The sequence below is a fragment of the Streptomyces mauvecolor genome (genome assembly GCF_039532965.1).
Taxonomy (GTDB): domain Bacteria; phylum Actinomycetota; class Actinomycetes; order Streptomycetales; family Streptomycetaceae; genus Streptomyces; species Streptomyces violascens.
This window is the reverse complement of the sequence record NZ_BAAASQ010000029.1, coordinates 72,749-94,693: the sequence shown is the minus strand read 5'-3', so window position 1 is coordinate 94,693 and position 21,945 is coordinate 72,749. Positions and strand designations below refer to the sequence as shown.

Sequence of the window (21,945 nt, the reverse complement as noted above, 5' to 3'; positions counted from 1 at the left end):
ACAACCACCAACCCCACCCCACAGCCCCCTGCCCCGCAGGGGGCTGTCCGGCATACCAGAGACCCCCACAAACCCCAACCGACCCCAACCCACAACCGCCACACACAGCAAAGCCGTACAAGCAGCCATGGGGCAAAACGTCCGGGGCGGGTGGACGGCAAAGCTGCCGTCCACCCGCCCCGGATTCCGCAACTCTCATGAACTACACCCAGTCCATTGCGAGTTCGGAGAGCCGCGCGAGCCGCCCTTCGTCCAGCTTGTCGCGCAGGGTCTCCGGGTGGGAGACCCGTACGCGCAGCGGTACGTCAGAGCAGCTTCTGCGGGGCCTGGAACTGGTCGGTGGGCTCGATGTTGCACTCGGTCTTGAGGCTGCCGAGCCCGTGTCCGCCGATGCCCTCGCCCTCCGGCAGCGGGACCAGGCAGCGTCCGTCGATGTGGCCGAGCGGGGCACCGTGATTGTTGAGGATGCCACCCGACTCGCCGGTGATGGCGGTGTCGCCGTTGAGAGTCCCGAAACCCGTAGCGCCGGTGCCGCCGGCGGTCGGACCCTGGACGACATTGGTGGAGAGGATCCTCTGGAGCGCGTCCGTGGGGGACTTGTGGGCCTGGGGCGCGGTGGTGTGAGCCGAGGCCGAGGCGGGCATGGCGACGGCCATCGTTGCGGCGGTGGCGAAGGCCGCCCCGGCGAGAACCTGCTTGATCACGGTTGTGCTCCCATTCGGTGGGTTGGTGAGGAGTGACAGGCCCGCCCTGTGCAACCTGCCGCCCCTAGAACGAGGAGCAGGCAGAACACGTCACAAATTGCGCTCATTCGGACCAACGCTCAACTCGCCGGCCTGACGACGTCCGCCGCCCAGCCCCTGCCCGGCATCGGACGGCATGCTCACCCTCGGCCCGTGCGACTCCGGTGGGGCATCGGCGGACATAATTCGGTGGTGGACCTGAGACCGGAGTTGTTGCCCCCGCCTGTCGGCCGGCAGCGGCTGGACGAGCTGTGCGTCGAGATAGAGCGGATCGCTGAACTGCTGGAAGCCGGGTCGGAGACGGCAGGCGAAGCGATCGCGGCGTTCAACGAGACGACCGGTCACGGGTACGTGGCGCTCGACTTCGCCGAGTACGACGCGAGCAGAAATCTGGAGGAGTTCGCGCGGGAGGCGGCCAGGCCGGCTCGCCCCATGATGACGGACATCACCCGGGGCGAGCTCATTGAGATCGTCCGCAGACTCCTGATGGCCACCCCGGAGAGCGACTACTACCTGCGGCTCCTGGAGGCGAACGTTCCGCATCCTCGGGTGAGCGACCTCGTCTTCCACCCCTCGGACGACCTTCACGATGCGTCAGCGGAGCAGATTGTCGACGAGGCTCTGAAGTACCGACCGATCGCACCCTGCCCGCCCGGGCAGGCGAACGTCCCCTCCGCTGCGGCGTAGCGGCGAGAGGCGGCCCGGACCAGTCCCGACCCGCGCCCGTCGAGCCGGCACCGGGGGCGCCCAGCGGCGCCTGTTCTCTGTTGGCTGCCGCTTCTCATGACAGGCAAAAGCAATCTTCAACTCCCGGTCGGCCGCGGCCTGTTGTCGTTCACCTCGTCCTCCGGTGAGGTGCCGAAATTCGGGTGGCGGGGCAACCGCGGTCCCGCGGCGGCGGCCCATGGGGCGACACGACGGGGCAGGAGCGGGACCGGCGGATCGGCCGGCCGACGCGTGGCCCCCCTCTTGGGCGGAGAGCCGCTTCCGCCCGCCCGGCTGACCGCGCGTGCGCTGAACGGGCGTACGGGGCGCGGCGTACGCGAACGGGGCGCGGCGGGCTGTCGAAGCTGGGGTGCTCTCACCTCGATCGCCGACCCGTCACCAGGAGGTGCGCACACGATGCGCCGATTCCTCAAGGCCGCAGGCACCGCCCTCGCCGCGGCGGCCTGCCTGGCTGCCTCTGTCCACGCCGCCTCCGCCGAGGGCCCCAAGCTGCGGCATGTTGCCGTCGAGGACCAACCCGCGTCGCCGGTCGGCCCGTTGGGCGGCCTCGGGGTGGTCAGTTTCGCCCCGGCTCTGCTGGCCTCGGTGCCGGACCCCGACCGTTCCCCGGCCGGGACCAACGACTTCGGCTGCAAGCCCTCGGCGGCCCACCCCTACCCGGTGGTGCTGGTCCACGGCACGTTCGAGAACGCCTTCGACAACTGGAGCGGGCTCGCCCCGGTGCTGAAGAAGGCCGGATACTGCGTCTTCGCCCTCAACTACGGTGAGACCAGACCCCACGCCCTGATCAAGGCGGTCGGCCCGATTCCCGCCTCGGCCCGGCAGTTGGCCGCCTATGTCGACAAGGTGCGGTCCGCGACGGGGGCGGCGAAGGTCGACCTCGTGGGCCATTCCCAGGGCGGCGGTGTGATGCCGCAGTGGTACCTGCGCTTCGATGGCGGCGCCGCGAAGGTCCATCAGCTGGTGGGTATCAGCCCCAGCAGCCACGGCACCACCCTGCTCGGCCTGATCCACGTCGCCGATGCGATCCTGGCGGTGGCAGGGAGCGCGGGCAAGCCGCTCGGCCTCGACAGCCCCGCGGCCAAGGACCAGACGGTCGGCTCCCCGGTGTTGCACCGGCTCTACGCCAGGGGTGACACCGAGCCCGGCGTCACCTACACCAACATCGTCACCAAGACCGACGAGGTCGTGACCCCGTACACCCACCAGTACCTCACCGCCGGACCCGGCGCGACCGTGCACAACATCCTGTTGCAGAGCGTCTGCCCGCTGGACATCACCGGCCACCTGGGCAGCTCCTACGACCCGAACACGTACCAGCTGGTTCTCAACGCCCTCGACCCCGCCCACGCCCACCCGGTGCGCTGCGCCCTCATGCTGCTCCCGGTGTGACCCGAGCCGAGCGGAGAAGCGGGGCCGCAGCGCTCGGCGCCGAACCGACGACCGAGGGCGTTGCGGTACGTGTTCGCCCCCGACCCCTCAGACCTCGGGAAGTGACGGATCGGGTGTCCAGGGTTTCGGTGCGGTGATGGCCCAGCGTTCGTGGTCCCGCCAGGCTCCGTCGATGTAGAGGTAGTCGGGCGAAATCCCTTCGTAGCGGAAGCCCAGTCGCTGGACCACGGCGAGGGATGTCTTGTTCGCCGGCTGGATGTTGGCCTCCAGGCGGTGGAGCCGCAGGTCGGTGAAGGCGTGGTGCAGGGTGGCGGCCAGTCCTTCGGTCATGTACCCGTGCCCTGCGGACGGGGCGAAGGCCGCATAGCCCAGGGACGCACCCTGGTAGCGACCCCGGATGATCGAGTTGATGTTGACCGTGCCGGCGGCTGCGCCGGTCTCCCGGACACGGATCAGATAGCCCCGGTTGGTGCCGTCGTCGAAGCGGTGCATCCAGGCCTGGAACTCCTTCCCGGTCGCGGGCAGTTGCATCCACGGCCGGTGCAGCTCGGAGCTGGCCCGCACCAGCGTGCAGAACTCGTCCTGGTGGGAGAGGGTGAGCGGGTGAAGTTCGACACGTGACGGGATAGGGGGCATGGACCAACGTTAGAGCCTGAACGTGGCGTGTCGCCCGCGTGATTGACCGCTGGGGTGATCTCGGTATGGGTCATGGCGATGTGACTGGCGTCCCCCCGTCAAGGACTCGACGGCGGATCAGTCCCACCAGAACGACCACAGGTTGGCGTCGATCAGCGATGCGGCGTAGTCCGGGTAGGGCGTCGGTGGATCCTTGATGACGCTGTCTGCGGTGGTCAGAACGTGTTCGAGGGCCATGTGCAGGGCCTGTTCCCCGGTGCGCGGCGGGTGGGCGACCGACACATGGACCGTGCTGCCGACGACGGCGAGGACACGCGTCCCGAACCGGTCTTCCCAGCTCCGGAGCAGCGAACACAGCAGAGCGAGCGGGGCGTCGACATCCCACCCCATCGCTGCCGGTATGTCGGCACTGCGGTCCGCCGCAACCAGTGCGAGATGGCACCCGGAGACCTGGTGGGGGTTGTCCGCCGCCCACTGCGCGAACACCCGCCGAGCAACCTCGTCCGGATCGTCTCCGGCCCGGTCCGCGGCGGGTGCCAGCCCAGGCCAACGATCAAACGGCGCACCCGGGTCGTCCTCGAACGGCTCGATGAACGCTGCGACCTCCCGAGGCAACGGGACTGCGACGGGCGGGGCCGCAAGCCGTTCCAGCTGCCGCTCGCGGTACACACGCCAGTCCCGTGCCAGTACACGCTCCAGGTCCACGGCCGCGATCTCCGCCGGATCAAGAGGCCTGGCCGCAGCGTTGGGGTAACAGAGAACGGGCCTCAGCCCCGTGGCTTCCTGTTGCCGCTGATACCTGGTCCACCAGAGCGCAGGATCGGGGATCGGCTCGGCGGAGACCCACATGGTCGCGGAGCCACTCGGCATGGTCCAACCGCGAGGAAGCCCGTGAGGAAGTCGCAACGTCATGCGGCGGAGCCTAGGTCTCTTTCAGGGGAAGTCGGGCCACCAGGTGGGCGCCCGGTGCCGAATCCTGGATGGTGAGTGAGCCGCCGAGATGGGTGGCGATGTCGCGGGCGATGGCCAGGCCCAGGCCGGAACCGCCTTGGTCGCGGCTGCGGGCGTCGTCGAGCCGGGTGAAGCGCTCGAAGACGCGTTCACGGTCGGCGGGCGGGATGCCCGGGCCGTCGTCGCTGACCTCCAACACCGCTGTGTTGCCGACCTCGTCCACGCTGAGGGAGAGCAGGATCCGCTGGTTGGCGTGGCGTTGTGCGTTGTCCAGCAGATTGGTGACGAGCCGGGCGAGCCACAGTGCGCTCCCGCGCACGGCGATGTCAGGGGCGATCTCGGTATCCACCGGGACCGGGTCACCCTTGCGCGCACGGGCCGCTTCCCGGACGACTTCCGTGAGGTCGACGGTGGAGGACGGGGGTGCCTGCGCGGTGTCGAGCCGGGCGAGCAGCAGCAGATCGGAGGCCAGGTCCTGGAGCCGGACGGTGTCCTCCAGGGCGCCGCTGACGAGTTCGCCCCACAGACTGGGGTCGGGGTGGGCCTGGGCCACCTCGAGTTGCGTACGGAGCACGGTGATCGGGCTGCGCAGTTCGTGCGAGGCGTCGGCGATGAACTGGCGCTGGCGGGTCACGGAGGCTTCGAGGCGGTCCAGGGTGGTGTTCATCGTGGCCGCGAGCCGGGCGATCTCGTCCTGGCTGGGCGGCACGGGTACCCGGCGGTGCAGATCGCGGTCGCTGATCTCGGCGACCTCGGCCCGGATCGCCTCCACGGGCCGCAGGGCCCAGCCCGTGACACGCCAGGTGACCAGGGCGACGGTCAGAACGAGCAGGGGCACCGCGAAGATGAGCGCGGCCCGGATGAACTCGTCCGCCGCGTCGGCCTCCCGCAGTGATGTGCCCGCGTACACCGTGACGAGGCCGATCCCGGTGGCGGTGGTGACCTGGACGACGCGCTGGCGGTGCTCCTCGCGCACAGGCCTGCCATTCCAGGTGTCGCGTACGGTGCCCGGCGCGCTGGGTCGGGCGGTCGAGACGGCGGGGCGGCCCTTCAGGTTGGGGCTGGCCGCCAGCACCCGGCCGTGGGCGTCGACGACCTGGAGGAAATCGGTGCCGCGGTCAGGGGTCAGCACGGTGTCGAGCCGGCCCTCGGCCGCAAGACCGGCGATGAGGACGGCCTGCCGTTCGGCGTCGGTCTGGGCGTTGCGCGTCAGGTTGTTCTCCAGCAGCCCGAGCAGCCCGACGGAAGCGACGCCGAGCGCCAGCGCGACCACGACGGATGCGCCAAGCGTGGCACGGGCCCGCACGGACCGGGGCCGCAGACGCCGAGCGAGGTACCGGAGCCGGGCGACGGCTCGGCGAAGCACGGCGCCGCGTGCGGTATCGCGGTGCTCGTGACGCTCAGCCACCGTCGGCCGCCAGTCGGTAGCCCGCCCCGCGGACGGTCTCCACCGCGGCCCGCCCGAAGGGAGCGTCGATCTTGCGGCGCAGCGCGCTGACATGGACCTCGACGACGTTCAGGTCGCCCTCATAGGCGGCGTCCCACACCTGCTCCAGGATTTCCCGCTTGGGCACGACCTCACCCGCTCGGCGGGCCAGATGCACGAGCACCGCGAACTCGCGCGAGGTCAGCCGGGCCTCGACCCCGCCCCGCGTGCAGCGCTGCCTGGCCGGGTCGATGACCAGGTCACCGAACTCCATGATCTGCGGGCTGCGCCGGCCCGTGCGCCGGATGAGCGCACGCAACCGGGCCACCAGGACGACGTACGAGAACGGCTTGGACAGGAAGTCGTCGGCACCCGTGTCGAGGGCCTCCGCCTCGTCGTACTCGCCGTCCTTCGCGGTGAGCATCAGGATGCCGGACTCGCAGCCCGCGGCGCGCAGCCTGGCGCAGACCCGGTAGCCGTTGATTCCGGGCAGCATGATGTCGAGCACGATGACGTCGTAGTCGTGCTCGCCCGCCAGCCACAGGCCCTGCGGGCCGTCGTGGGCGACGTCCACCGAGAAGCCCTCGGCCTGGAGCCCTCGCTGCAGGGCCGCGGCCAGCCGCCGCTCGTCCTCCACCACCAGTACGCGCATGAGCCAAGGTTCTCAGGTCGCCTCGCCAGGTTGCTGAAGGCTTCTTCAGCCGGCTTCAGCAAAGCTTCAGCAAGTTGCCTGCACGCTGTGCCCGAGCCGGGCGCGCGTCCGGTGGAACGCGAGGAGCAGTCAGATGACACAGTCCAATCCCCAGCCTCCCGAGCACCCCGTGGGTCCGGGCGAGGAGGCTGCCGGGCAGACCGGCAAGGCGGCGGGGCGTCGCGGCCGGTTCGCCAGGCTGACCCGGCAGGGCCGCACGCGATGGGTGGTGCTCGCCCTGGTGGTGCTGATCGGCGGCGGCGGTGCGGCGGCCGTGGCGGTGGCGGAGCACCATCACGAGGAGCACGGCGGAGGCCGGTTCGAGGCCGACGGCCCGGGCGACCGAGGCGGACGGGAGAAGGCAGGCCGGGACGGGGCCAAGAAGATGCGGGAAGCCGGGCCGAGCCAATGGGACTCCGCCGCGCGCGGGATCGCACAGGCTCCGGTGCCGCTGCCCGCGCTGCCTGCCGCACAGGCCGTGGACAAGGCGGCAGGTGCCGTTTCCGGTGGCAAGGTCGAATCGCTGCGGGTGGTCGCCCAGCAGGGAGGCGGCAGCGCCTGGCAGGCCGTGGTGCTCGGCCCCGACGGGGTCCGGCACGCGGTGACGCTGGCTGGCGCCGACGGCACGGTCACCAGCAACACCGTGGCCGATCAGGGCCGGGAAGCGACCCGCTGACCGCGGCCGCCACGAATTGTTCGACGCATCCGTCCAGCCACGGCAGGGCGGATGCGCCGTGCTGGGACGGGACGGATGCCCGCGTCGAGGCCGGGCGCATACATCGGTGGGTGTAGGCGCGTTCAATCCCGGGGTGCACGGACGGCGACTCGATGTCGGTCCGTGGGCCGTCGTGGCGGCGAGGAGCCCGGCCTAGCGTGAGCAGCGTCCGTTTCGGACTTCCGATGCCCTTTCCCGCAAGGACCTTCCATGATCGAAGCCCATTCCCTCACCAAACGCTACGGTGAGCGCACCGCCGTCGCGGACCTCAGCTTCACGGTGCGACCCGGCATCGTCACCGGATTTCTGGGGCCGAACGGCGCGGGCAAGTCCACCACGATGCGGATGCTCCTCGGCCTCGACGCCCCCACGTCCGGCCGCGCGGTCGTGAACGGCAGGAGTTACGCCGAGCACCGGGCGCCGCTGCACGAGGTCGGGGCGATGCTGGAGGCACGGGCCATCCACACCGGGCGCAGCGCGTACAACCACCTCCTGGCCCTCGCCGCCACCACCGGTATCCCGGCGCGCCGGGTGAACGAGGTGATCGACCTGGTCGGCCTTCGCGAGGTGGCGAAGAAGAGGGTGGGCGGCTTCTCGCTCGGCATGGGCCAGCGGCTCGGCATCGCCAGCGCGCTGCTCGGCGACCCCGCGACGGTGATCCTCGACGAGCCGGTCAACGGTCTCGACCCCGAGGGCATCCTGTGGATACGCAATCTGCTCAAGGGGCTCGCCGCCGAGGGGCGTACGGTCCTGGTGTCCTCGCACCTGATGTCCGAAATGGCCCTGACCGCAGAGCACTTGATCGTCATCGGACGCGGCCGGCTGATCGCCGACACCTCGGTGGCGGAGTTCACGGCACAGGCCGCCGGTGACGTGGTGCGGGTACGGACCGAGGACGCGGAGAAGCTGCGCGAACTCCTCGCAGGCCCGGACGTCACGATCGGCTCGCAGGAGCCAGGGGTCCTCGAAGTTACCGGCCTCAGCAGTGACCGGATCGGACGCATCGCGGCCGACCACGCCATCGCCCTCGCCGAACTCACCCCACAGCAGGCCTCCCTCGAAGAGGCGTTCATGGAACTGACCAGGGACGCCGTGGAGTTCCAGGCCCCGGCGTCCGAGCTGGTCGCCGCGGGCAGCGAAGGACGTGCGGCATGACGACGGCATCCATCATCCCCGCCGCGGCACGCGGCGAGGTGACCCAGGTCCGGGTGATCCACTCCGAGTGGATCAAGCTGCGCTCGCTGCGCTCCACCCTCTTCACGCTGCTCGCCGCCGTCCTCGCGATGATCGGCCTCGGCCTCCTGTTCAGCTACTTCACAGCAGACCGCTGGGCACACCTGCCCGCCGACGAAAAAGCCCACTTCGACCCGACTCTGGTCAGCCTGCGCGGCTTCTACCTGGCCCAGCTCGCCGTCGGCGTCCTCGGAGTCCTCGTCGTCAGCGGCGAGTACGCGACCGGCATGATCCGCGCCTCACTGTCCGCCGTGCCCCGCCGCCTGCCCGTCCTGTGGGCCAAGGCGCTGGTGTACGGCGTGGTGGCCTGGGTGCTGACGACGGCCGCCTCGTTCGTCGCGTTCCTCATCGGCCAGGCCGCGATGTCCGGGCACCACCTGGGGACCTCGCTGAGCGCGCCCGGCGTGGTGCGGGCGGTCCTGGGAGCCGGGCTCTACCTGACGGTCGTGGGCCTGCTCGGCGTGGCCTTCGGCGCGCTGATCCGCAACACCGCGGGAGGCATCGCCACCGTCTTCGGAGTGCTGCTCGTCCTGCCGGTACTCGCGGAGGCCCTGCCGTCCTCGTGGTTCCAGAACATCAACCCGTACCTGCCGAGTACGGCAGGGCAGGGGCTGCTCCACATCCACCAGGAGCCGCATACGCTGGCCCCATGGACCGGGTTCGCATTCTTCTGCCTGTACGCGCTGGTCGCGCTGGCCGGGGCGGGAGTGGCGCTCAAGCGGCGGGACGCCTGATGGAGCCGGCGGCGGCAGGTTTCCGGCGCGGCGTCGCCGGTCCCGCGCGGCCCTGCCGGGCCGGGTCATGACGTACGCGTACAAGACCGCCGCGCGGCTGCGGGCCGAGTCGTGGCGCGCCCTCGCGGTGCGCGCCCGGCTGCGGGCCCGTGCCCGGCTCTCTCCGCTCGCGGTGGACGCGCTCTTCGCGGCGGCCGTGTTCGTGGCGCTTTCGGTCATGGCACGGCGGCCGCTGCACGACCATGCGTGGATCATCGTGGGCTTCACCTTCCCGATGGTGCTGCCGCTGGTGTGGCGCAGGCGGGCGCCGTTCGCGGTGTTCCTGACGATGTCGGCGGTCGCGTTCGCCCAATGGTGCGCCGATCAAAGGCTCCCGGCGGACATCGCGCTCCTCGTCGGGCTGTACACGGTCGCCGCGTACGCCAGCAGGCAGCGCACCTGGCTTTCCATCGGCGTGCTCGAAGGCGGGGTGGTCCTGGCCGCGATCCGCTGGGCGCCCGACGACCGGGGAGCCGAGACGTTCATCGGCCTCTCCGCGATGGTCGTCGCCGCCTCGGTCATCGGCAGCAACATGCGTGGCCGGCGCGCCGAGATGGCTCTGCTCGAAGAGCGCGCCCAGCGCCTGGAGCACGAGCGGGACCAGCAGGCACAGCTCGCCGTCGCGGGGGAACGCTCCCGGATCGCCCGCGAGATGCACGACATCGTCACGCACAACCTGTCGGTCATGGTGGCACTCGCCGACGGCGCGGTGTTCGCGCAGGACCGCACCCCGGAGCTGGCCACCACGGCCATGCGCCAGGTCTCCACCACCGGACGGCAGGCGATCACCGACATGCGGCGCTTCCTCGGCGTACTGCGCGCCGACGAGCCGGACGCCCTGCGCCACCCCATGCCGGCCATCGCCCAACTGGAACCACTGGCCGACCAGGTGCGCGCTGCCGGACTGCCGACCTTCCTGGAGGTGGTCGGCGATCCGTCGGCCGCTCCCGCCGCGGCACAGCTGACGGTCTACCGACTGGTCCAGGAAGCCCTCACCAACACCCTCAAGCACACACCGCCGGGCACCAGAGCGACCGTGCGCGTCAGCTGCGGCCCCCAGGAGATCACCGTCGACGTCACCGACACCGGCCCCATCACCGACGTCCCCGCCACCACGACCGGCCACGGTCTGCACGGAATGCGGGAGCGGGCCGCGGCCTACAACGGCGAACTGACCGCCGGACCACGCCCCGGCGGCGGCTGGCAGGTCCGCGCCGCACTCACCCTCAACCAGAACGAAGCGTAGCCGCATGCCCATTCGCGTCCTGCTCGTCGACGACGAACCCCTGCTCCGCATGGCCTTCACCATGGTGCTCGACGCACAGGCCGACATGGAACCGGTCGGCGAGGCCGGCGACGGCGCGGAAGCCGCCCGGCTCGCCCGAGAGCTGCGGCCCGACGTCGTACTCATGGATGTCCGGATGCCCGGCACCGACGGCATCGAGGCGACCGAGCGCATCGTGGCCGAGTCGCCGGAGTCGAAGGTCCTCATCCTGACCACGTTCGACCTCGACGAGTACGCCTTCGCGGGGCTGCGGGCAGGCGCCTCGGGCTTCCTGCTCAAGAACGCGCTCCCGCAGGAACTGCTCGCCGCGATCCGCTGTGTCGCGGCCGGCGACGCGGTCGTCGCGCCGCGCGTCACGCGACTGCTCCTGGAGAACTTCGCCCACCACCTCCCGTCCGGAACCGACCGCGGCCAGGACGACCGGCTCGGCAGACTCACCGCCCGCGAACGCGAAGTGCTCACGGAGGTGGGCCGGGGGCTGTCCAACACGGAGATCGCCGCCGCACTGCACCTGGCAGAAGCGACGGTGAAAACCCATCTGAACCGGATCCTGGTCAAACTGGAGCTGCGCGACCGGGTCCAGGCCGTGGTGTTCGCCTACGAAACCCGGCTGGTGCGGCCGAAGTAGCAGCCCGCCACCGGGGACTCGGCTCGGGGGGGCGAGGCCCTGCCGGCTCCTCGGCCTTCATCCGGGAGTTGTTCCGGCCGGGGCGCCGCGCGCTCACTGCAGAGCTGTAGACGTTCCGAGAGCCAGCTGTCTGGGGACCCGGCGGCACCCTCGGCGGGTGTGGGGTGGCCCGGGTCACTGGTGAACGGAGCGTGCCGCTCGAAGACGGCGCTCCTGGTCGGCGATCAGGAGCAGCAGTACAGCGCACAGCGCGGCGGAGGAGCCGGTGGTGCCCCAGCCGAGACCGCCGTCGGTGGCAGGTTTGGTCAGGGAGTCGCCGCCCGCGGCGCCGAGCGGGCGAGTCAGGATGAAAGCCAGCCAGAACAGCACGGTGGTGCTGACCGCTGCGGTCCGGTACAGGATGTACAGCACCAGCAGCATTCCCGCGATGACCAGGAAGGCGCCTCGGAAACCCAGCCCGGTGTCGTCCGAGAGCCAGTCGCCGCTGGAGGTACCGAGGGTGTTGGAGATCAGAATGGCCGTCCAGTAGAGGCTTTCGCCGGTGCGGCCGGTGATGTTCTCCACGTCGAGGCTCTGGCCCGTGCGCCACCAGATGACGAACACCGCTGCCAGCACTCCGGTCAGCAGCAGAGCGCCCGCCGCGTAGCCGATGCCGTGCTGGGCGCTGCCATGGCCGAGACCGCGGTTGAGCAGGTCGGAGATCTCGGTGCCGACCATGCTGGTTCCCAGGATCACCGACCAGTACAACGCCGGGCGGTAGTGCCGGGCCCGAATCTGCGCGGTGACGACGACCAGGAAAAACGCGAGAAAGAGCACCCCGGTAGCCGCGTATCCGAAACCGAAGGTGATGCCGACCAGGTCACCTGCGGTCTCGCCGAGTGTCACCGCCACCGTCTTCAGCAGCCAGAACACCGCCGTGACCTCGGGGAGTTTGCGTGCCGCGGTCACGAGCGCCGCGCGGGAGGCCGGAGCCGGGGTGTCGGTTGTCATCGCGGCATCGTCGCAGCAGTGGGACGCGCCGGTTCCCGCACTCACACGTGTGGGCGGCGCAGTTCACCGGAATTGGGGATTGGGTCGGCAGTTGCGTTGACATCCGTGCACATCTGTCTCGCTGACCCCCGGATCGCCGAGACCGGCAACTCCCGCGTATTGAACGCGGTCACAACGACGACCGGGGCATCGACAACGTTGACGTCTGGGTTCCAGCTCCTACGGGAGGGACGTCAGGTCGTGGTGGTGATGGGCCCGGCCGACTTGTGAGTGCAGGTGGCCGGGTGAGGCCGTGTCGAAGAGCTGGTCCATGTCGTTGGCGGAAAGGGCCAGGCTGGAGCAGCAGATCAGCATCAGCAGGGCGTGAGCCACGACCAGGTCGCGGCGCAGGGGCGTCGGCGGGGCGAGCAGCGCCCGGACGCGTTGTGGCACGGGGCCGCCGGTCGCCGCGAGCGAGTGCTGCGGCGCCCGCTTGGCGGCCAGTGCCGCTCGGGCGACCGCCCGAGCCACCAGGGGCCGGTCGCCCACCAGGGTGCCGGCCTCTTCGTCGGCCCAGCGCTCCACCGCCAGGCTCCCGGCGCGAGCGAGTGGCCGCAGGAGCGGGTTGAGTGCTGATGCCAGTCGCAGCACCAGCAGGAACACATGGTGACGGTGACGCAGGTGGGCCCGCTCGTGGGCGAGTAGTGCGGTGCGTTCGTCGGGGGAGAGGGCTCGCAGCATCCCGGACGAGACGACGACGCGGCCCGGTGAGCCGGGCAGTGCGAACGCCTGCGGCACCGGGTCGTCAACCACCGCCAGATCGCTGCCGGTTGGGAGGGCGCGGCACTCCCGTCGGGCAGCCAGCCAGATAGCGGTCTGCCGCCAGGCGGTGACCGCGAGCGCACCCGCACAGCCGACGACGGCGAACGTGCAGACCGCGGCGACCAGCCCGTTGACGGGAGTGTGAGCGGCCACCAGGCCGGGTGACCATTCGCCCTCCGCGGCCACGGCCGGGATCTGCGCGATGAGCGTGAAGGCCATCATGCCGAGTGCCGTCGCCGTACCGACCGCCGCGACCAGCGAGGCGAGCGTCAACAGCCAGGCGGCCATGCGCGGCGGCAGCCGGCCGCCCGCCCAGGGCGCGGCCAGAGCCAGCACCGCGCTGACCGCGAGGGGGACGAAGAGGGCGACGCGCACCGTTCAGCCCTCCTTGTGTCCGCGCAGCAGCTGTTCGAGGATCTCTTCGTCCTCGGTTGCGAGTTCGGACACGAAGCGGGCGAGAACCGCTGCCCGGTCGCCGCCCTTTTCGAGGAGCGCCCGCATGCCCGCGGCGGCATGCCCTGCCTCGTCCCGTACGGGCGAGTAGAGGTATCCGCGTCCAGCCCGCTCGCGGGTGACCAGGCCCTTGTCGTGCAGTCGGGACAGGATTGTCAGCACCGTGGTGTATGCGGGGTCGCCTGCCACCTGCTCACGGACGGTGCCGGCTGTGGCGGGTTCACCAACTGCCCACAGGGCGGTGAGTACCTCGTTCTCCAGCTCGCCGGGCGCCCGTCGCCCGGCCGTTCCGGCGCCGTCGTCCGCCACGTTTATGCCCCTTTGTCGCCGCGCTCCGCCCGATGACCACCGGGCGGACCCCAAGCTACTACGTGCCGTAGAGCCCGCGGCAGCCGTGGTCGCGCAACGGCCCGGCCGACCAGCCGCGGCTCCGCCAGGTGTCCAGGAGTGCGGGGAGAGCTGCCAGGGTGGTGCGCCACGAGCCGGTGGCCGAGGTGCAGTCGGAATCGTGCAGCAGCACCGTGCCGCCGCCGCGCAGTGAGCCCATCACCGTGTCATGCACCGATCGGGGAGTGGCCCGGGCGCGCCAGTCCTCGCCCCAGGCCGTCCACAGCACGGGCGTGAGACCGAGGTCCCGGCAGGCGAGATGGGCGCTCGTGCTCATCACCCCGTACGGCGGCCGGAAGAGGCGTGGCTGCTCGCCGGTGACCTCGCCGACCAGGTCGCGGGCGCGAGCCAGGTCGTCATGGGTGGTGCGCGGGCCGCGCAGCACCAGTGGGCGGTGTGCCCAGCCGTGCACGCCGATCTCGTGCCCGGCGGCGGCCATCTCCTTGGCGAGGCCCGGCGAGCGGGCGAGCATCGAGCCGAGCAGGAAGAACGTCGCCCGCACGCCCTCCCGTTCAAGGAGGCGCAGGAAGTGCGGGGTGGAGAGGTGGTCGGGCCCGTCGTCGAAGGTCAGCGCGATGTGGTCGGGGCGCCCCTGTCCTGAGAGCCGGGGCATCGTACGGTTGCGCAGTGGGCCGAGCGTGGACACGGCCGGCGCCGCGTGCAGGGCGGCGAGGGTGGTCAGCCCTCCGGTGGTGGCGAGCAGGGCGGCCCTGGCGACACGGGGGCTCACAGTTCGTACCTCTCGATGAGATGGTGAGCGACCGTGGAGAGCCGCCCGGGGTCGGATCCATAGGCATGGGCGAGTGGCGCGCCGATCCCGAGCGAGGCGGTCGCGCACAGCGCGGCTGCGGCCAGCCGCAGCCTGGGGCGCGACAGTTGGGGTTTTCGCGCCGGAGCTGGATGGGGGAGGGCAGCGGCGGTGATGGCGGTGACGGGTGAGGCTCCCGGGCTGAACAGCGCGAGACCGGCGGCACGTTGGCGTTCGCCGAGTGAGCCCTTGACGAGATCGGAGAGTACGCGGGTGAGGGCTTTCGGTTCCCGTATCCAGATGGCGAGCCCCGCCTCGTTGAGGGCGGCGGCGTTGGTCTGGCCGTGGCCGGGTATGCACCGGTAACTGGCGACGGGCAGCCCGCTGGCGAACGCCTCCAGCGAGGTGAGGCCGCCGGCGTTCTGGACGAGCACGTCGCAGGCGCGCATCAGCAGCGGCATGTCGCTGACCCACTCGTGCACGTGACGGAACCCGTCGGCCCGCAGTTGCTCGGCCAGTGCCTTGTTGCGCCCGCACACGACGACCGGTTCCGCGGCGGTGCTGTCCCGTATCTCCGCGGCGGACTCCCGCACCGGCCCGACCCCCCACGACCCGGCGACCAGGAGAGCGAGCGCGGCGTCGTGCGGCAGCCCGAACTCGTCGCGGGCGAAGCGCCGTTCGGGCTCACCGGCTGCGGTGAACCGGTCCCCGGTCACCGGGCCGGTCACCATGACGCGGGCCGCACCGAGCGCCGCCGCCTGTGCCGCAGGGACGGGATGGGCCGCGAGGTGTGCGTCGATGCCGGGCGCCACCCACAACGGGTGCACGGAGAAATCGGTGAGGTAGGTGAGTGCGGGGATGCCGAGGCGCCCGCTGCGCCGCAGCCCACCGAGTACCTGGCTCGCCCCCGGATAGGTGGACACCACCGCTTGCGACCGCGGCCCGATCGCCCGGAGCATGCGGCCCTCCGCGGCGCGGAACAGGGCGCGCACCGCGGGACCGGGGGAGCCGGAGCGTTCGGTGGCGGCGTAGATCCGCTGGTAGCCGGAGGGGGCGACGGTCAGCAGCCGGTGGTACGTGCCGGAGAGGATCCGGCCGAGCCGGGCCGGCAGGAGATCGAGGAAGTCGTGCCGGTCTACCAGGAATCCGGCCGCTTCCAACCGCACGGTGAGTGCGTCGGCGGCGCCGTCGTGCCCCGCTCCGACGCTGGCGGACACGATGGTGATCCGGCCGGTGAGGAGCGGGCCGGTGGGTTGGTTGTCATCCGGGATGTCGCGACGGGGCACAGCCGATCAGCCTCCTGAAGAGCGCACGAAGCGGGCCACCGCCCATAGCTGCATCGACCGGCCCGGCGGGGCTGCGACGGCAATCTACTACACGATGTAGAACTCGGGGGGTCCGGCTTCGGCAGAGCCCTGTCCACGCCGCTCCGGCCGGGCCGTGCCGACGTGCCGCGAGCCGCGAAAGAGCGGGGGTCTTCGCACGAGCAGCCCGCCCCGGCTGTGACCGCCTTCGGCGTCGCGCTCTTCCCTGCCCGCCGCCAGGCGCCCGCTCTCGGCGCCCCGCTGGAAGAACTCGCCCGCACTTCCCGGGCCGTCGCGGAGGGCGACCTGACCGCTCGCGCGTCGCCACCCGTGCTGTCGCCGAGATCGCTCAAGTGGCTGACAGCCACAACGCGATGGTCGACCGCCTCGCCCATCTGATGCAGCCCGAGCGGGAGTTCGGCATGAACGCCACCCACCGGCTGCGCACCCCAACGCCCACCGGCACGGCCGGGGAACCGTCGAGGTGACGCCGCCCGTTCTCGACGAGGCCCTCGCCATCGAGGTCGGAGACGAAGGCCGTGCTGATCAGCCCAGGTCCGCCAGGAGGGCGTTCAGCTCGCTTTCCTGCTGTGCCGGCGGCAGCGGCGGGTTCGGGTGGTCGATGCCGAAGGTCTTGAGCACCTTGTCCATCTGGGCGTCGATGGAGGTCCAGCCGGTGTCGTCCAGGGGTTGCAGCGAGTCCTGGTCGGCATCCCACAGGTCACGCAGCGACTGGGCGGCCGCGTGGGCCCCGGCCGCGTCCCCCGAGCGCGCGTCCGCGAGCGAGGTGGCTGCCAGGGTCCGCAGCGCGCCGACCTTCGCGGGAGGAAACTTCTTCACGGCCTGGCCGGGAGGCAACTGGACGGCGGAGGTGGTGTCGGTCTCCGGTGCCGGGCCGACGTGCGGCTGACTGTGGGCCCACGCCAGCAGGGCCGCCGTGGCGACGGCAAGCAGTCCGAAGCCGGCCAGCGCAAGGCGCTCCCGCGGGTTGCTGTTGGCCTGTTCGGCGTGGGTCGCCTCGTAGGTCTCGGTCACATCCGAGCGCGTCACCGTCAGGTAGACGACCGTCGCCAGGATCAGGCCGAGGAAGATGAGGCTGGTGGTGAACGTGCCCAGTGCGAGACCGGTCGGGTCGCCCGGGTTCTGGGCGGCCTTGGGGGAGGCGAGCCAGTCGCCGATGTTCGCGCCGAGCGGGCGGGTCAGGATGTAGGCGAGCCAGAAGGACAGCACCGGGTTCGCGCCGAACCGCCACAGCCCGGTGATCGCCGCGATGAGGCCGAGGGGCAGCAGCACCGAGACGCCCGGGCTCCAGCCGGTGAGCTCCAGAGTCCAGTCGCCGGTCGCGGTGCCGAGCGCGAAGGTGACCAGGACGGTGAGCCAGTAGAACGACTCCCTCGGGAGCGTGGTGACCGAGTGGATCGACAGCGTGCGCTCACGCAGCCACCACACGCCGAAGACCGCCGCGAGCAGCACCGAGAACACCGCGGAGCTGATCCACAGGGGCACGTTCAGCTGGTCGGTCAGGATGTCGGTGTACAAGGTGCCCGTGACGCTGACAACGACCACGGTCAGCCAGTAGGGGAACGGTACGTACCGCTTGAGTCGCAGTTGGATGGCCAGGACCACCACGAAGACCGCGGTGAAGATCCAGGCCGTGTTCACCAGGCCGACGCCCAGCTGGGTGTTGATCCAGTCGGCGAAGCTCTCACCGACCGTCGTGCACAGGACCTTGATCACCCAGAACCAGACGGTGACCTCGGGGACCTTGTTGAGCGTGAGCCGCCCGCTGCGTGTGCGCGCTTCGGTTGTAGTTGTCATGCAGGGAGGTTTACGCGGGGAACCTGCACACAACCTGACTACGTGGCCGCGCGCGCGGCCGGGAGCGTCATCTCGATGTGACCGCGGCCGTCCGCGATCGCGCGGACCTTGACCCCGGCCGAGGCGGCGATGCGCCGGACCACCGGCAGCCCGAGGCCGCACCCGTCGCCACCGGTCACACCCGCCTCGAAGACCCGGTCGACCTCAGCCGGATCAAACCCGGGGCCGTCATCCAGGACATCGACCACGATGGCCTCGCCCTGGATGCGCGCATCGATCCACACCCGCGACCGTGCATGCCGCAGGCCGTTCTCCAGCAGGGGCGACAGCAGCGCCACGGCGACCTCGGGCGCCACGGCGACGTCGGCCTCGGCAGGAAAGGCGGCCTCGACCGCGCGGCCGGCGATCGCCTGCCGCGCGGCAGAGCGCAGATCGCACCGGGTACCGGCATCCACCCGTGCGCGCGCGGCGCGCAGAATCGTCGTGACCGCCGCATTGAGGCGGTCGACCTCGCTCAGCACCGCCTCCGGCGGCACGGGCTCGCCGGACAGTTGCGCCAGCTGCGCCTCGCCCCGCAGGACGGTGAGCGGTGTCCGCAGCTCGTGGGCGATCTCGTCGGTGAGCCGGCGCTCGTCCGCCAGCGCGTTGTCGACGCGCTCCAAGAGGCGATCCAGGGTCTGCCCCAGTTCACCGAACTCGTCGCGGGGGACTCCGAGGTTGAAGCGGCGCCCGGGTTCGTGATGGCCCCAGTCGTCGGCGAGAGCGGCCATCTCGTGCACGACCCGCAGCGCGCGGCGCACCACGAGGTGCGCGGCCCCGCCGGCGAGGAGGATGGCGATGCCGCCCAGCAGCAGCGACAACGTCAGGCCGTGCTGCTCGGATGTCTCGTAGGGCGTCAGGTCCACCCGCACGACCACCATGACGTGGTGTCCGACGGTCGGGACCTCCTGCGCGGACAGCAGGTAGTGCCCGACGGTGGCGGTCTGCGATCGGCGTGAGCCGGCCAGCGCCTCGACGCGCTCGGCCATGCTTGCCGGTACGTTCCCGTCGACCAGGCGGCCATCGGCATAGACCCAGGCGACCTCGTCCAGCGCCTCGCTGTCGTTCTCGGTCAGTACGACACGGCCGCCCACCGTGGTGACGTTCGCCGCGACGGCCTCGGCGCGGGTACGCGCCAGATCGTGCGCGTCGGCGTCCGTCACCCGGCTCAGCAGCACGTACGAGACCACGACCAGGATCGCGACCACCGCGGTGGCGATCAGCACCGTGAGCGCGACGACCCTCCTGCGAAACCTCGTCACTGCCATCGGTAACCCACGCCGCGAACGGTCGCCAGACGCTCGGCCACACCCAGGGGACCGAGCTTGGTCCGCAGCCGGCGCACGAAGGAGTCGAGGGTGTTGTCGCTGACCTGCGCTCCATGCGGCCAGCCGGCAGCGACGAGAGCGTGGCGGCGGACCGCATCGCCCTGCGAGGCGATCAGGCGGCCCAGTAGCCGGAACTCCGTCGGAGTCAGGCTCTCGCTCACCGAGTCGTAGCTCACCACGTGCTTCACCGGATCGAGGACGACCTCGTGCGGTGCGGGCGCCACGGTGGACCGGCGCAGCAGCGCACGGACCCGGACCAGCAGCTCGGGGACGTCGAAGGGCTTGGTCATGTAGTCGTCGGCGCCCGCCTCGAAGCCGCCCACTTTGTGATGCAGGCCGTCCAAGGCGGTGAGCATCAACACCGGCGCGTCGACGCCGCGCGCCCGCAGCGCCAGACAGACATCGCGTCCGTCGGCGTCCGGGAGCCCGAGATCCAGGACGACCAGCTGAGGTGCCGGTGCGAGCTGCCGCAGCAGGCTCTCCGCCGTGGCGGCGACGGCAACGGTATGGCCATCGTGCTCCAGGGCGCGCTTGAGGACGCTGCGGACCCCCGCGTCGTCTTCGCACACCAAGATGAAAGCCACGCGCCGACCCTAGATACTCCCGCCCCCGTTCTCCATCTGCCCTGGTCAGCCGCCTGGCGGACGGGAGCGCGCGGCTGATGAGGCACACCCTTGCGCTGCGATGAAGCACGGCGACGGTCGGGTCCGTCGGGGCGATCGGCGGCACCGGAGATGGGCGGGTGGACCACCATGGGTCGCATGGACCCCCTGCAGGAGTACATCGACGCCGTCGCGCCCGGCCACCGCCCGCTCTTCGACCGGGTGAACGGCCTGATCCTGGAGGAATTCCCCCAGGCGAGCGTGGCGCTGTCGTACGGAATGCCCACCTACCGGGTCGAAAAGCGCAGGCTGCACATCGGTGTCTGGCAGCAGCCGAGAAGCCGGCGGGTGACGACGGCGTCGTGCCGGGTGGTGGCCATGACAGGGAAGACAGCGGCCTGTTCCAGCTCGAAGCGCCAGCCCTTGCTGAAGCCGTAGGCGGCATCCGCCGTCACCCACCGGAGCGCCCCCAACCACCTCGGCCTCGACCGCTGGGAGGTGTTCCACCAGCCCGGTGTCGACGACATGTGGGGCTGCATGGTCATGACGGTGCGGGACAACACCGAACTGCGTGTCTCCGTGGCTTCACGTCCGAGGAGGCCTACCGCGAGATGCTGCCGCGTGACCTCATGGCGCAGAAGCGGCTGGTGGCGGAGCGCTGCGAGTCGCTGCGCTGGGAGGTGCCGCGCTTCCTGAAGGCCATGTGGGAGACCGACGCCTTCCATTACGACGTGGTGGCGCAGATCCGGATGGACCGCTGGTCGCGGGGCGCGTCGCGCTCCTGGGCGACGCCGGATTCTGCTGCTCCCCGCTCACCGGGCAGGGCACCAGCGTCGCACTGACGGCGGCCCACGTCCTCGCGGGGGAGCTGCACCTGGCCGATGGCGACCACTGACGGGACTTCGACGTTGCGCGGCCAGGCCCGCTCGGCGGCAGGGCGGTGCCACCCTGCCGCCGCCCGTCAGACGGTACTGAACGGATGGGGCGCCGTGGCGGAGCGCGGCGGCCAGGCGCGCGGGGCGAGGATGCCGAGAACGTAGGCGCGGGCGACGAGGGCGGGGCGGGTCTCGGCGTCCAGGAGTTCCCGCAGGCGGCTGAGGTGGTAGTCGACCGTCTGCCGGGACAGCCTGAGCGACGTGGCGATGTCGCCGTTGCTGCTGCCCGCCGCCAACAGGGAGAGGATGCGGATCTGGGCGGGGGTGAGTGACGGATGGGGGTCGTGGGCGAGGCTCTGGTGGGTGACGACGGCCCAGACGTGGCGGGCGCGGCCGGCGCAATGGCCGACCGCGGTCAGGTGGAGCTGTGCGCGGCGCTGCCGCCCCCGGGCGTCCACGAACACCGCGGACGTCTCCACCCGTCGGGTGTGGCGCGCTATCAGACCGTTCCACCGGCGGTGCAGCCCGTCGAGGCCGGTTTCCGGGGAGAGCAGGGTGTGCGCGCGGCGGCCGACCAGGTCGGGCGGGCTGAGGTCGAACAGCTCGGCGGCGGCCCAACTCGCGGTGACCACACGACCGTTGGCCGACAGGAGTGCGCAGGGCAGGCCGCTGTGGTCGCGCAGCGCTCGTAAGTCGTCCTCGGCCTCTTGCCGCTGGACCATGGCGCGGAGATGATCGGTGATGTCCACATAGATTCCGGCGACGCAGGTCCGCGCGTTCTCCCGCACGGGGAACCGGTGGCCCACCGCCTGGCCCGCGCTGCCGTCCGGCCGCCGGTAGTCGAGGGTGTGCCGCACCGGCGTCCCCCGGGTGAGGATCTCCTGGTCGAGGGCGCGGAACTGGGCGGCCTCGGTGGGAGCGTCGTATTCCTCGATGAACTTGCCGACGAGCTCCTCCGGAACGGTGCCGTAGAGGTGCGCGTACGCGTGGTTGGCCCACAGGTAGCGGCCGTCGCTGTCCCTGATGAAGGCGGCCGCCGGGGAGAGGTTGACCAGGCCCGCGAAGGCCGCGTGCTGCCGCGGGATTTCGGGGCGGGAGTCGACCTCCACGGCGAGGCCGTGCGTACGCTGGCCGGCGCCGCGCTCGTCCAGGGGCCAGCTCACATCGAAGGTGCGGCCGTCGAACCGGGCCTGCCAGCGGCCGCCTTGGGGCGGGCGCCCCGGACTCGCGAGCTCCTGGCGCATCCGGTCGAGGAAGCGCTGCGCCGTTTCGGTGTCGGCGAAGGCGCCGCCTCCCCTCTCACGCACCTGCCACGGCTCGTCGACCTCCCACCACAGCACCGGAAGGTGTTCGAGCAGCGCCTTGAGGCTGGAGTCATCCACAGCGGTCTCTCCGTTCGTA

At 71.1% G+C, this 21,945-nt stretch carries 24 protein-coding genes; 10 read left to right on the top strand and 14 right to left on the bottom strand.

Annotated elements, in window-relative coordinates; translation table 11 throughout:
* Positions 1-305: 305 nt before the first annotated feature.
* Positions 306-704 (bottom strand): hypothetical protein, encoded by a 399-nt coding sequence (locus ABD346_RS31910; RefSeq protein WP_344379596.1) that lies wholly within the window; start codon positions 702-704, stop codon positions 306-308.
* Positions 705-935: 231 nt separating this feature from the next.
* Here ABD346_RS31910 and ABD346_RS31905 point away from each other — a divergent pair, with 231 nt between their 5' ends.
* Both ABD346_RS31905 and ABD346_RS31900 read left to right on the top strand, forming a co-directional pair.
* Complete coding sequence (locus ABD346_RS31905) at positions 936-1,430, top strand: hypothetical protein (protein WP_344379594.1); 495 nt, start codon at positions 936-938, stop codon at positions 1,428-1,430.
* Between the two features lie 435 nt (positions 1,431-1,865).
* Complete coding sequence (locus tag ABD346_RS31900; RefSeq protein ID WP_344379593.1) at positions 1,866-2,861, top strand: esterase/lipase family protein; 996 nt, start codon at positions 1,866-1,868, stop codon at positions 2,859-2,861.
* Between the two features lie 87 nt (positions 2,862-2,948).
* Here ABD346_RS31900 and ABD346_RS31895 read toward each other — a convergent pair whose 3' ends face one another.
* The 4 genes from ABD346_RS31895 to ABD346_RS31880 all read right to left on the bottom strand — a co-directional run bounded on the left by ABD346_RS31895 (position 2,949) and on the right by ABD346_RS31880 (position 6,526).
* A complete protein-coding gene (locus tag ABD346_RS31895) occupies positions 2,949-3,497 on the bottom strand; it encodes a GNAT family N-acetyltransferase (RefSeq protein ID WP_344379592.1) in 549 nt (182 codons plus the stop codon).
* A 117-nt stretch (positions 3,498-3,614) separates the two neighbouring features.
* Positions 3,615-4,202 carry a DUF4253 domain-containing protein gene (locus ABD346_RS31890; protein ID WP_344379590.1) on the bottom strand — a complete coding sequence of 196 codons (588 nt, stop codon included), beginning with the start codon at positions 4,200-4,202 and terminating at the stop codon, positions 3,615-3,617.
* Between the two features lie 217 nt (positions 4,203-4,419).
* The gene (locus ABD346_RS31885) at positions 4,420-5,856 is read right to left on the bottom strand and encodes a sensor histidine kinase (protein ID WP_344379588.1); all 1,437 of its coding nucleotides are present in this window, start codon (positions 5,854-5,856) and stop codon (positions 4,420-4,422) included.
* Positions 5,849-6,526: a response regulator transcription factor gene (locus tag ABD346_RS31880; RefSeq protein WP_344379586.1), complete on the bottom strand. Its 678-nt coding sequence runs from the start codon at positions 6,524-6,526 to the stop codon at positions 5,849-5,851. Before ABD346_RS31880 ends, ABD346_RS31885 begins: the two co-directional genes overlap by 8 nt.
* Before the next feature lie 133 nt (positions 6,527-6,659).
* Here ABD346_RS31880 and ABD346_RS31875 point away from each other — a divergent pair, with 133 nt between their 5' ends.
* From ABD346_RS31875 to ABD346_RS31855, 5 genes are all read left to right on the top strand, one after another.
* Positions 6,660-7,241: a hypothetical protein gene (locus ABD346_RS31875; protein WP_344379585.1), complete on the top strand. Its 582-nt coding sequence runs from the start codon at positions 6,660-6,662 to the stop codon at positions 7,239-7,241.
* 249 nt (positions 7,242-7,490) lie between these two features.
* Positions 7,491-8,435 carry an ABC transporter ATP-binding protein gene (locus ABD346_RS31870; protein WP_344379584.1) on the top strand — a complete coding sequence of 315 codons (945 nt, stop codon included), beginning with the start codon at positions 7,491-7,493 and terminating at the stop codon, positions 8,433-8,435.
* A complete protein-coding gene (locus tag ABD346_RS31865) occupies positions 8,432-9,247 on the top strand; it encodes an ABC transporter permease (RefSeq protein WP_344379583.1) in 816 nt (271 codons plus the stop codon). Before ABD346_RS31870 ends, ABD346_RS31865 begins: the two co-directional genes overlap by 4 nt.
* 67 nt (positions 9,248-9,314) lie before the next feature.
* Positions 9,315-10,532: a sensor histidine kinase gene (locus tag ABD346_RS31860; protein ID WP_344379582.1), complete on the top strand. Its 1,218-nt coding sequence runs from the start codon at positions 9,315-9,317 to the stop codon at positions 10,530-10,532.
* Between the two features lie 4 nt (positions 10,533-10,536).
* Entirely contained in the window at positions 10,537-11,199 is a 663-nt protein-coding gene (locus ABD346_RS31855) for a response regulator (RefSeq protein ID WP_344379581.1), read from the top strand.
* Between the two features lie 174 nt (positions 11,200-11,373).
* Here ABD346_RS31855 and ABD346_RS31850 read toward each other — a convergent pair whose 3' ends face one another.
* From ABD346_RS31850 to ABD346_RS31830, 5 genes are all read right to left on the bottom strand, one after another.
* Positions 11,374-12,189 (bottom strand): COG4705 family protein, encoded by an 816-nt coding sequence (locus ABD346_RS31850; protein ID WP_344379580.1) that lies wholly within the window; start codon positions 12,187-12,189, stop codon positions 11,374-11,376.
* Between the two features lie 219 nt (positions 12,190-12,408).
* Positions 12,409-13,365 (bottom strand): M56 family metallopeptidase, encoded by a 957-nt coding sequence (locus tag ABD346_RS31845; protein WP_344379579.1) that lies wholly within the window; start codon positions 13,363-13,365, stop codon positions 12,409-12,411.
* A 3-nt stretch (positions 13,366-13,368) separates the two neighbouring features.
* Positions 13,369-13,752 carry a BlaI/MecI/CopY family transcriptional regulator gene (locus ABD346_RS31840; protein ID WP_344379577.1) on the bottom strand — a complete coding sequence of 128 codons (384 nt, stop codon included), beginning with the start codon at positions 13,750-13,752 and terminating at the stop codon, positions 13,369-13,371.
* Between the two features lie 58 nt (positions 13,753-13,810).
* Positions 13,811-14,560: a polysaccharide deacetylase family protein gene (locus ABD346_RS31835; protein WP_344379575.1), complete on the bottom strand. Its 750-nt coding sequence runs from the start codon at positions 14,558-14,560 to the stop codon at positions 13,811-13,813.
* Positions 14,557-15,864 carry an MGDG synthase family glycosyltransferase gene (locus tag ABD346_RS31830; protein WP_344379574.1) on the bottom strand — a complete coding sequence of 436 codons (1,308 nt, stop codon included), beginning with the start codon at positions 15,862-15,864 and terminating at the stop codon, positions 14,557-14,559. Before ABD346_RS31830 ends, ABD346_RS31835 begins: the two co-directional genes overlap by 4 nt.
* A gap of 371 nt (positions 15,865-16,235) precedes the next feature.
* Between ABD346_RS31830 and ABD346_RS31825 the strand changes: the two genes are divergently transcribed.
* A complete protein-coding gene (locus ABD346_RS31825; protein WP_344379572.1) occupies positions 16,236-16,370 on the top strand; it encodes a hypothetical protein in 135 nt (44 codons plus the stop codon).
* Between the two features lie 58 nt (positions 16,371-16,428).
* Here ABD346_RS31825 and ABD346_RS31820 read toward each other — a convergent pair whose 3' ends face one another.
* The 3 genes from ABD346_RS31820 to ABD346_RS31810 are packed head-to-tail and all read right to left on the bottom strand — an operon-like array spanning position 16,429 to position 19,651.
* Positions 16,429-17,700 (bottom strand): COG4705 family protein, encoded by a 1,272-nt coding sequence (locus tag ABD346_RS31820; RefSeq protein ID WP_344379571.1) that lies wholly within the window; start codon positions 17,698-17,700, stop codon positions 16,429-16,431.
* Positions 17,701-17,738: 38 nt separating this feature from the next.
* Positions 17,739-19,007, bottom strand: coding sequence for a sensor histidine kinase (locus ABD346_RS31815; RefSeq protein ID WP_344379570.1), 1,269 nt, complete (start codon positions 19,005-19,007; stop codon positions 17,739-17,741).
* The gene (locus ABD346_RS31810; protein ID WP_344379569.1) at positions 18,998-19,651 is read right to left on the bottom strand and encodes a response regulator transcription factor; all 654 of its coding nucleotides are present in this window, start codon (positions 19,649-19,651) and stop codon (positions 18,998-19,000) included. The genes ABD346_RS31815 and ABD346_RS31810 overlap by 10 nt, the downstream gene beginning before the upstream one ends.
* Positions 19,652-19,828: 177 nt before the next feature.
* On the opposite strand from ABD346_RS31810, the gene ABD346_RS31805 reads away from it, so the two are divergent.
* Positions 19,829-20,107, top strand: a complete 279-nt coding sequence (locus tag ABD346_RS31805; RefSeq protein WP_344379600.1) for a hypothetical protein — start codon at positions 19,829-19,831, stop codon at positions 20,105-20,107.
* A 173-nt stretch (positions 20,108-20,280) separates the two neighbouring features.
* Positions 20,281-20,511, top strand: a complete 231-nt coding sequence (locus tag ABD346_RS31800; RefSeq protein ID WP_344379567.1) for a hypothetical protein — start codon at positions 20,281-20,283, stop codon at positions 20,509-20,511.
* A 119-nt stretch (positions 20,512-20,630) separates the two neighbouring features.
* Here ABD346_RS31800 and ABD346_RS31795 read toward each other — a convergent pair whose 3' ends face one another.
* Positions 20,631-21,926 (bottom strand): PAS domain S-box protein, encoded by a 1,296-nt coding sequence (locus tag ABD346_RS31795; RefSeq protein ID WP_344379565.1) that lies wholly within the window; start codon positions 21,924-21,926, stop codon positions 20,631-20,633.
* Between the last annotated feature and the right edge of the window lie 19 nt (positions 21,927-21,945).

Excerpts from the sequence above, each read along its gene's own strand:
- ABD346_RS31900 (WP_344379593.1), top strand. The coding sequence starts at position 1,866 with ATGCGCCGATTCCTCAAGGCCGCAGGCACCGCCCTCGCCGCGGCGGCC.
- ABD346_RS31895 (WP_344379592.1), bottom strand. The coding sequence starts at position 3,497 with ATGCCCCCTATCCCGTCACGTGTCGAACTTCACCCGCTCACCCTCTCC.
- ABD346_RS31880 (WP_344379586.1), bottom strand. The coding sequence starts at position 6,526 with ATGCGCGTACTGGTGGTGGAGGACGAGCGGCGGCTGGCCGCGGCCCTG.
- ABD346_RS31875 (WP_344379585.1), top strand. The coding sequence starts at position 6,660 with ATGACACAGTCCAATCCCCAGCCTCCCGAGCACCCCGTGGGTCCGGGC.
- ABD346_RS31870 (WP_344379584.1), top strand. The coding sequence starts at position 7,491 with ATGATCGAAGCCCATTCCCTCACCAAACGCTACGGTGAGCGCACCGCC.
- ABD346_RS31865 (WP_344379583.1), top strand. The coding sequence starts at position 8,432 with ATGACGACGGCATCCATCATCCCCGCCGCGGCACGCGGCGAGGTGACC.
- ABD346_RS31860 (WP_344379582.1), top strand. The coding sequence starts at position 9,315 with ATGACGTACGCGTACAAGACCGCCGCGCGGCTGCGGGCCGAGTCGTGG.
- ABD346_RS31855 (WP_344379581.1), top strand. The coding sequence starts at position 10,537 with ATGCCCATTCGCGTCCTGCTCGTCGACGACGAACCCCTGCTCCGCATG.
- ABD346_RS31850 (WP_344379580.1), bottom strand. The coding sequence starts at position 12,189 with ATGACAACCGACACCCCGGCTCCGGCCTCCCGCGCGGCGCTCGTGACC.
- ABD346_RS31820 (WP_344379571.1), bottom strand. The coding sequence starts at position 17,700 with ATGACAACTACAACCGAAGCGCGCACACGCAGCGGGCGGCTCACGCTC.
- ABD346_RS31815 (WP_344379570.1), bottom strand. The coding sequence starts at position 19,007 with ATGGCAGTGACGAGGTTTCGCAGGAGGGTCGTCGCGCTCACGGTGCTG.
- ABD346_RS31805 (WP_344379600.1), top strand. The coding sequence starts at position 19,829 with ATGGACCCCCTGCAGGAGTACATCGACGCCGTCGCGCCCGGCCACCGC.
- ABD346_RS31800 (WP_344379567.1), top strand. The coding sequence starts at position 20,281 with ATGCTGCCGCGTGACCTCATGGCGCAGAAGCGGCTGGTGGCGGAGCGC.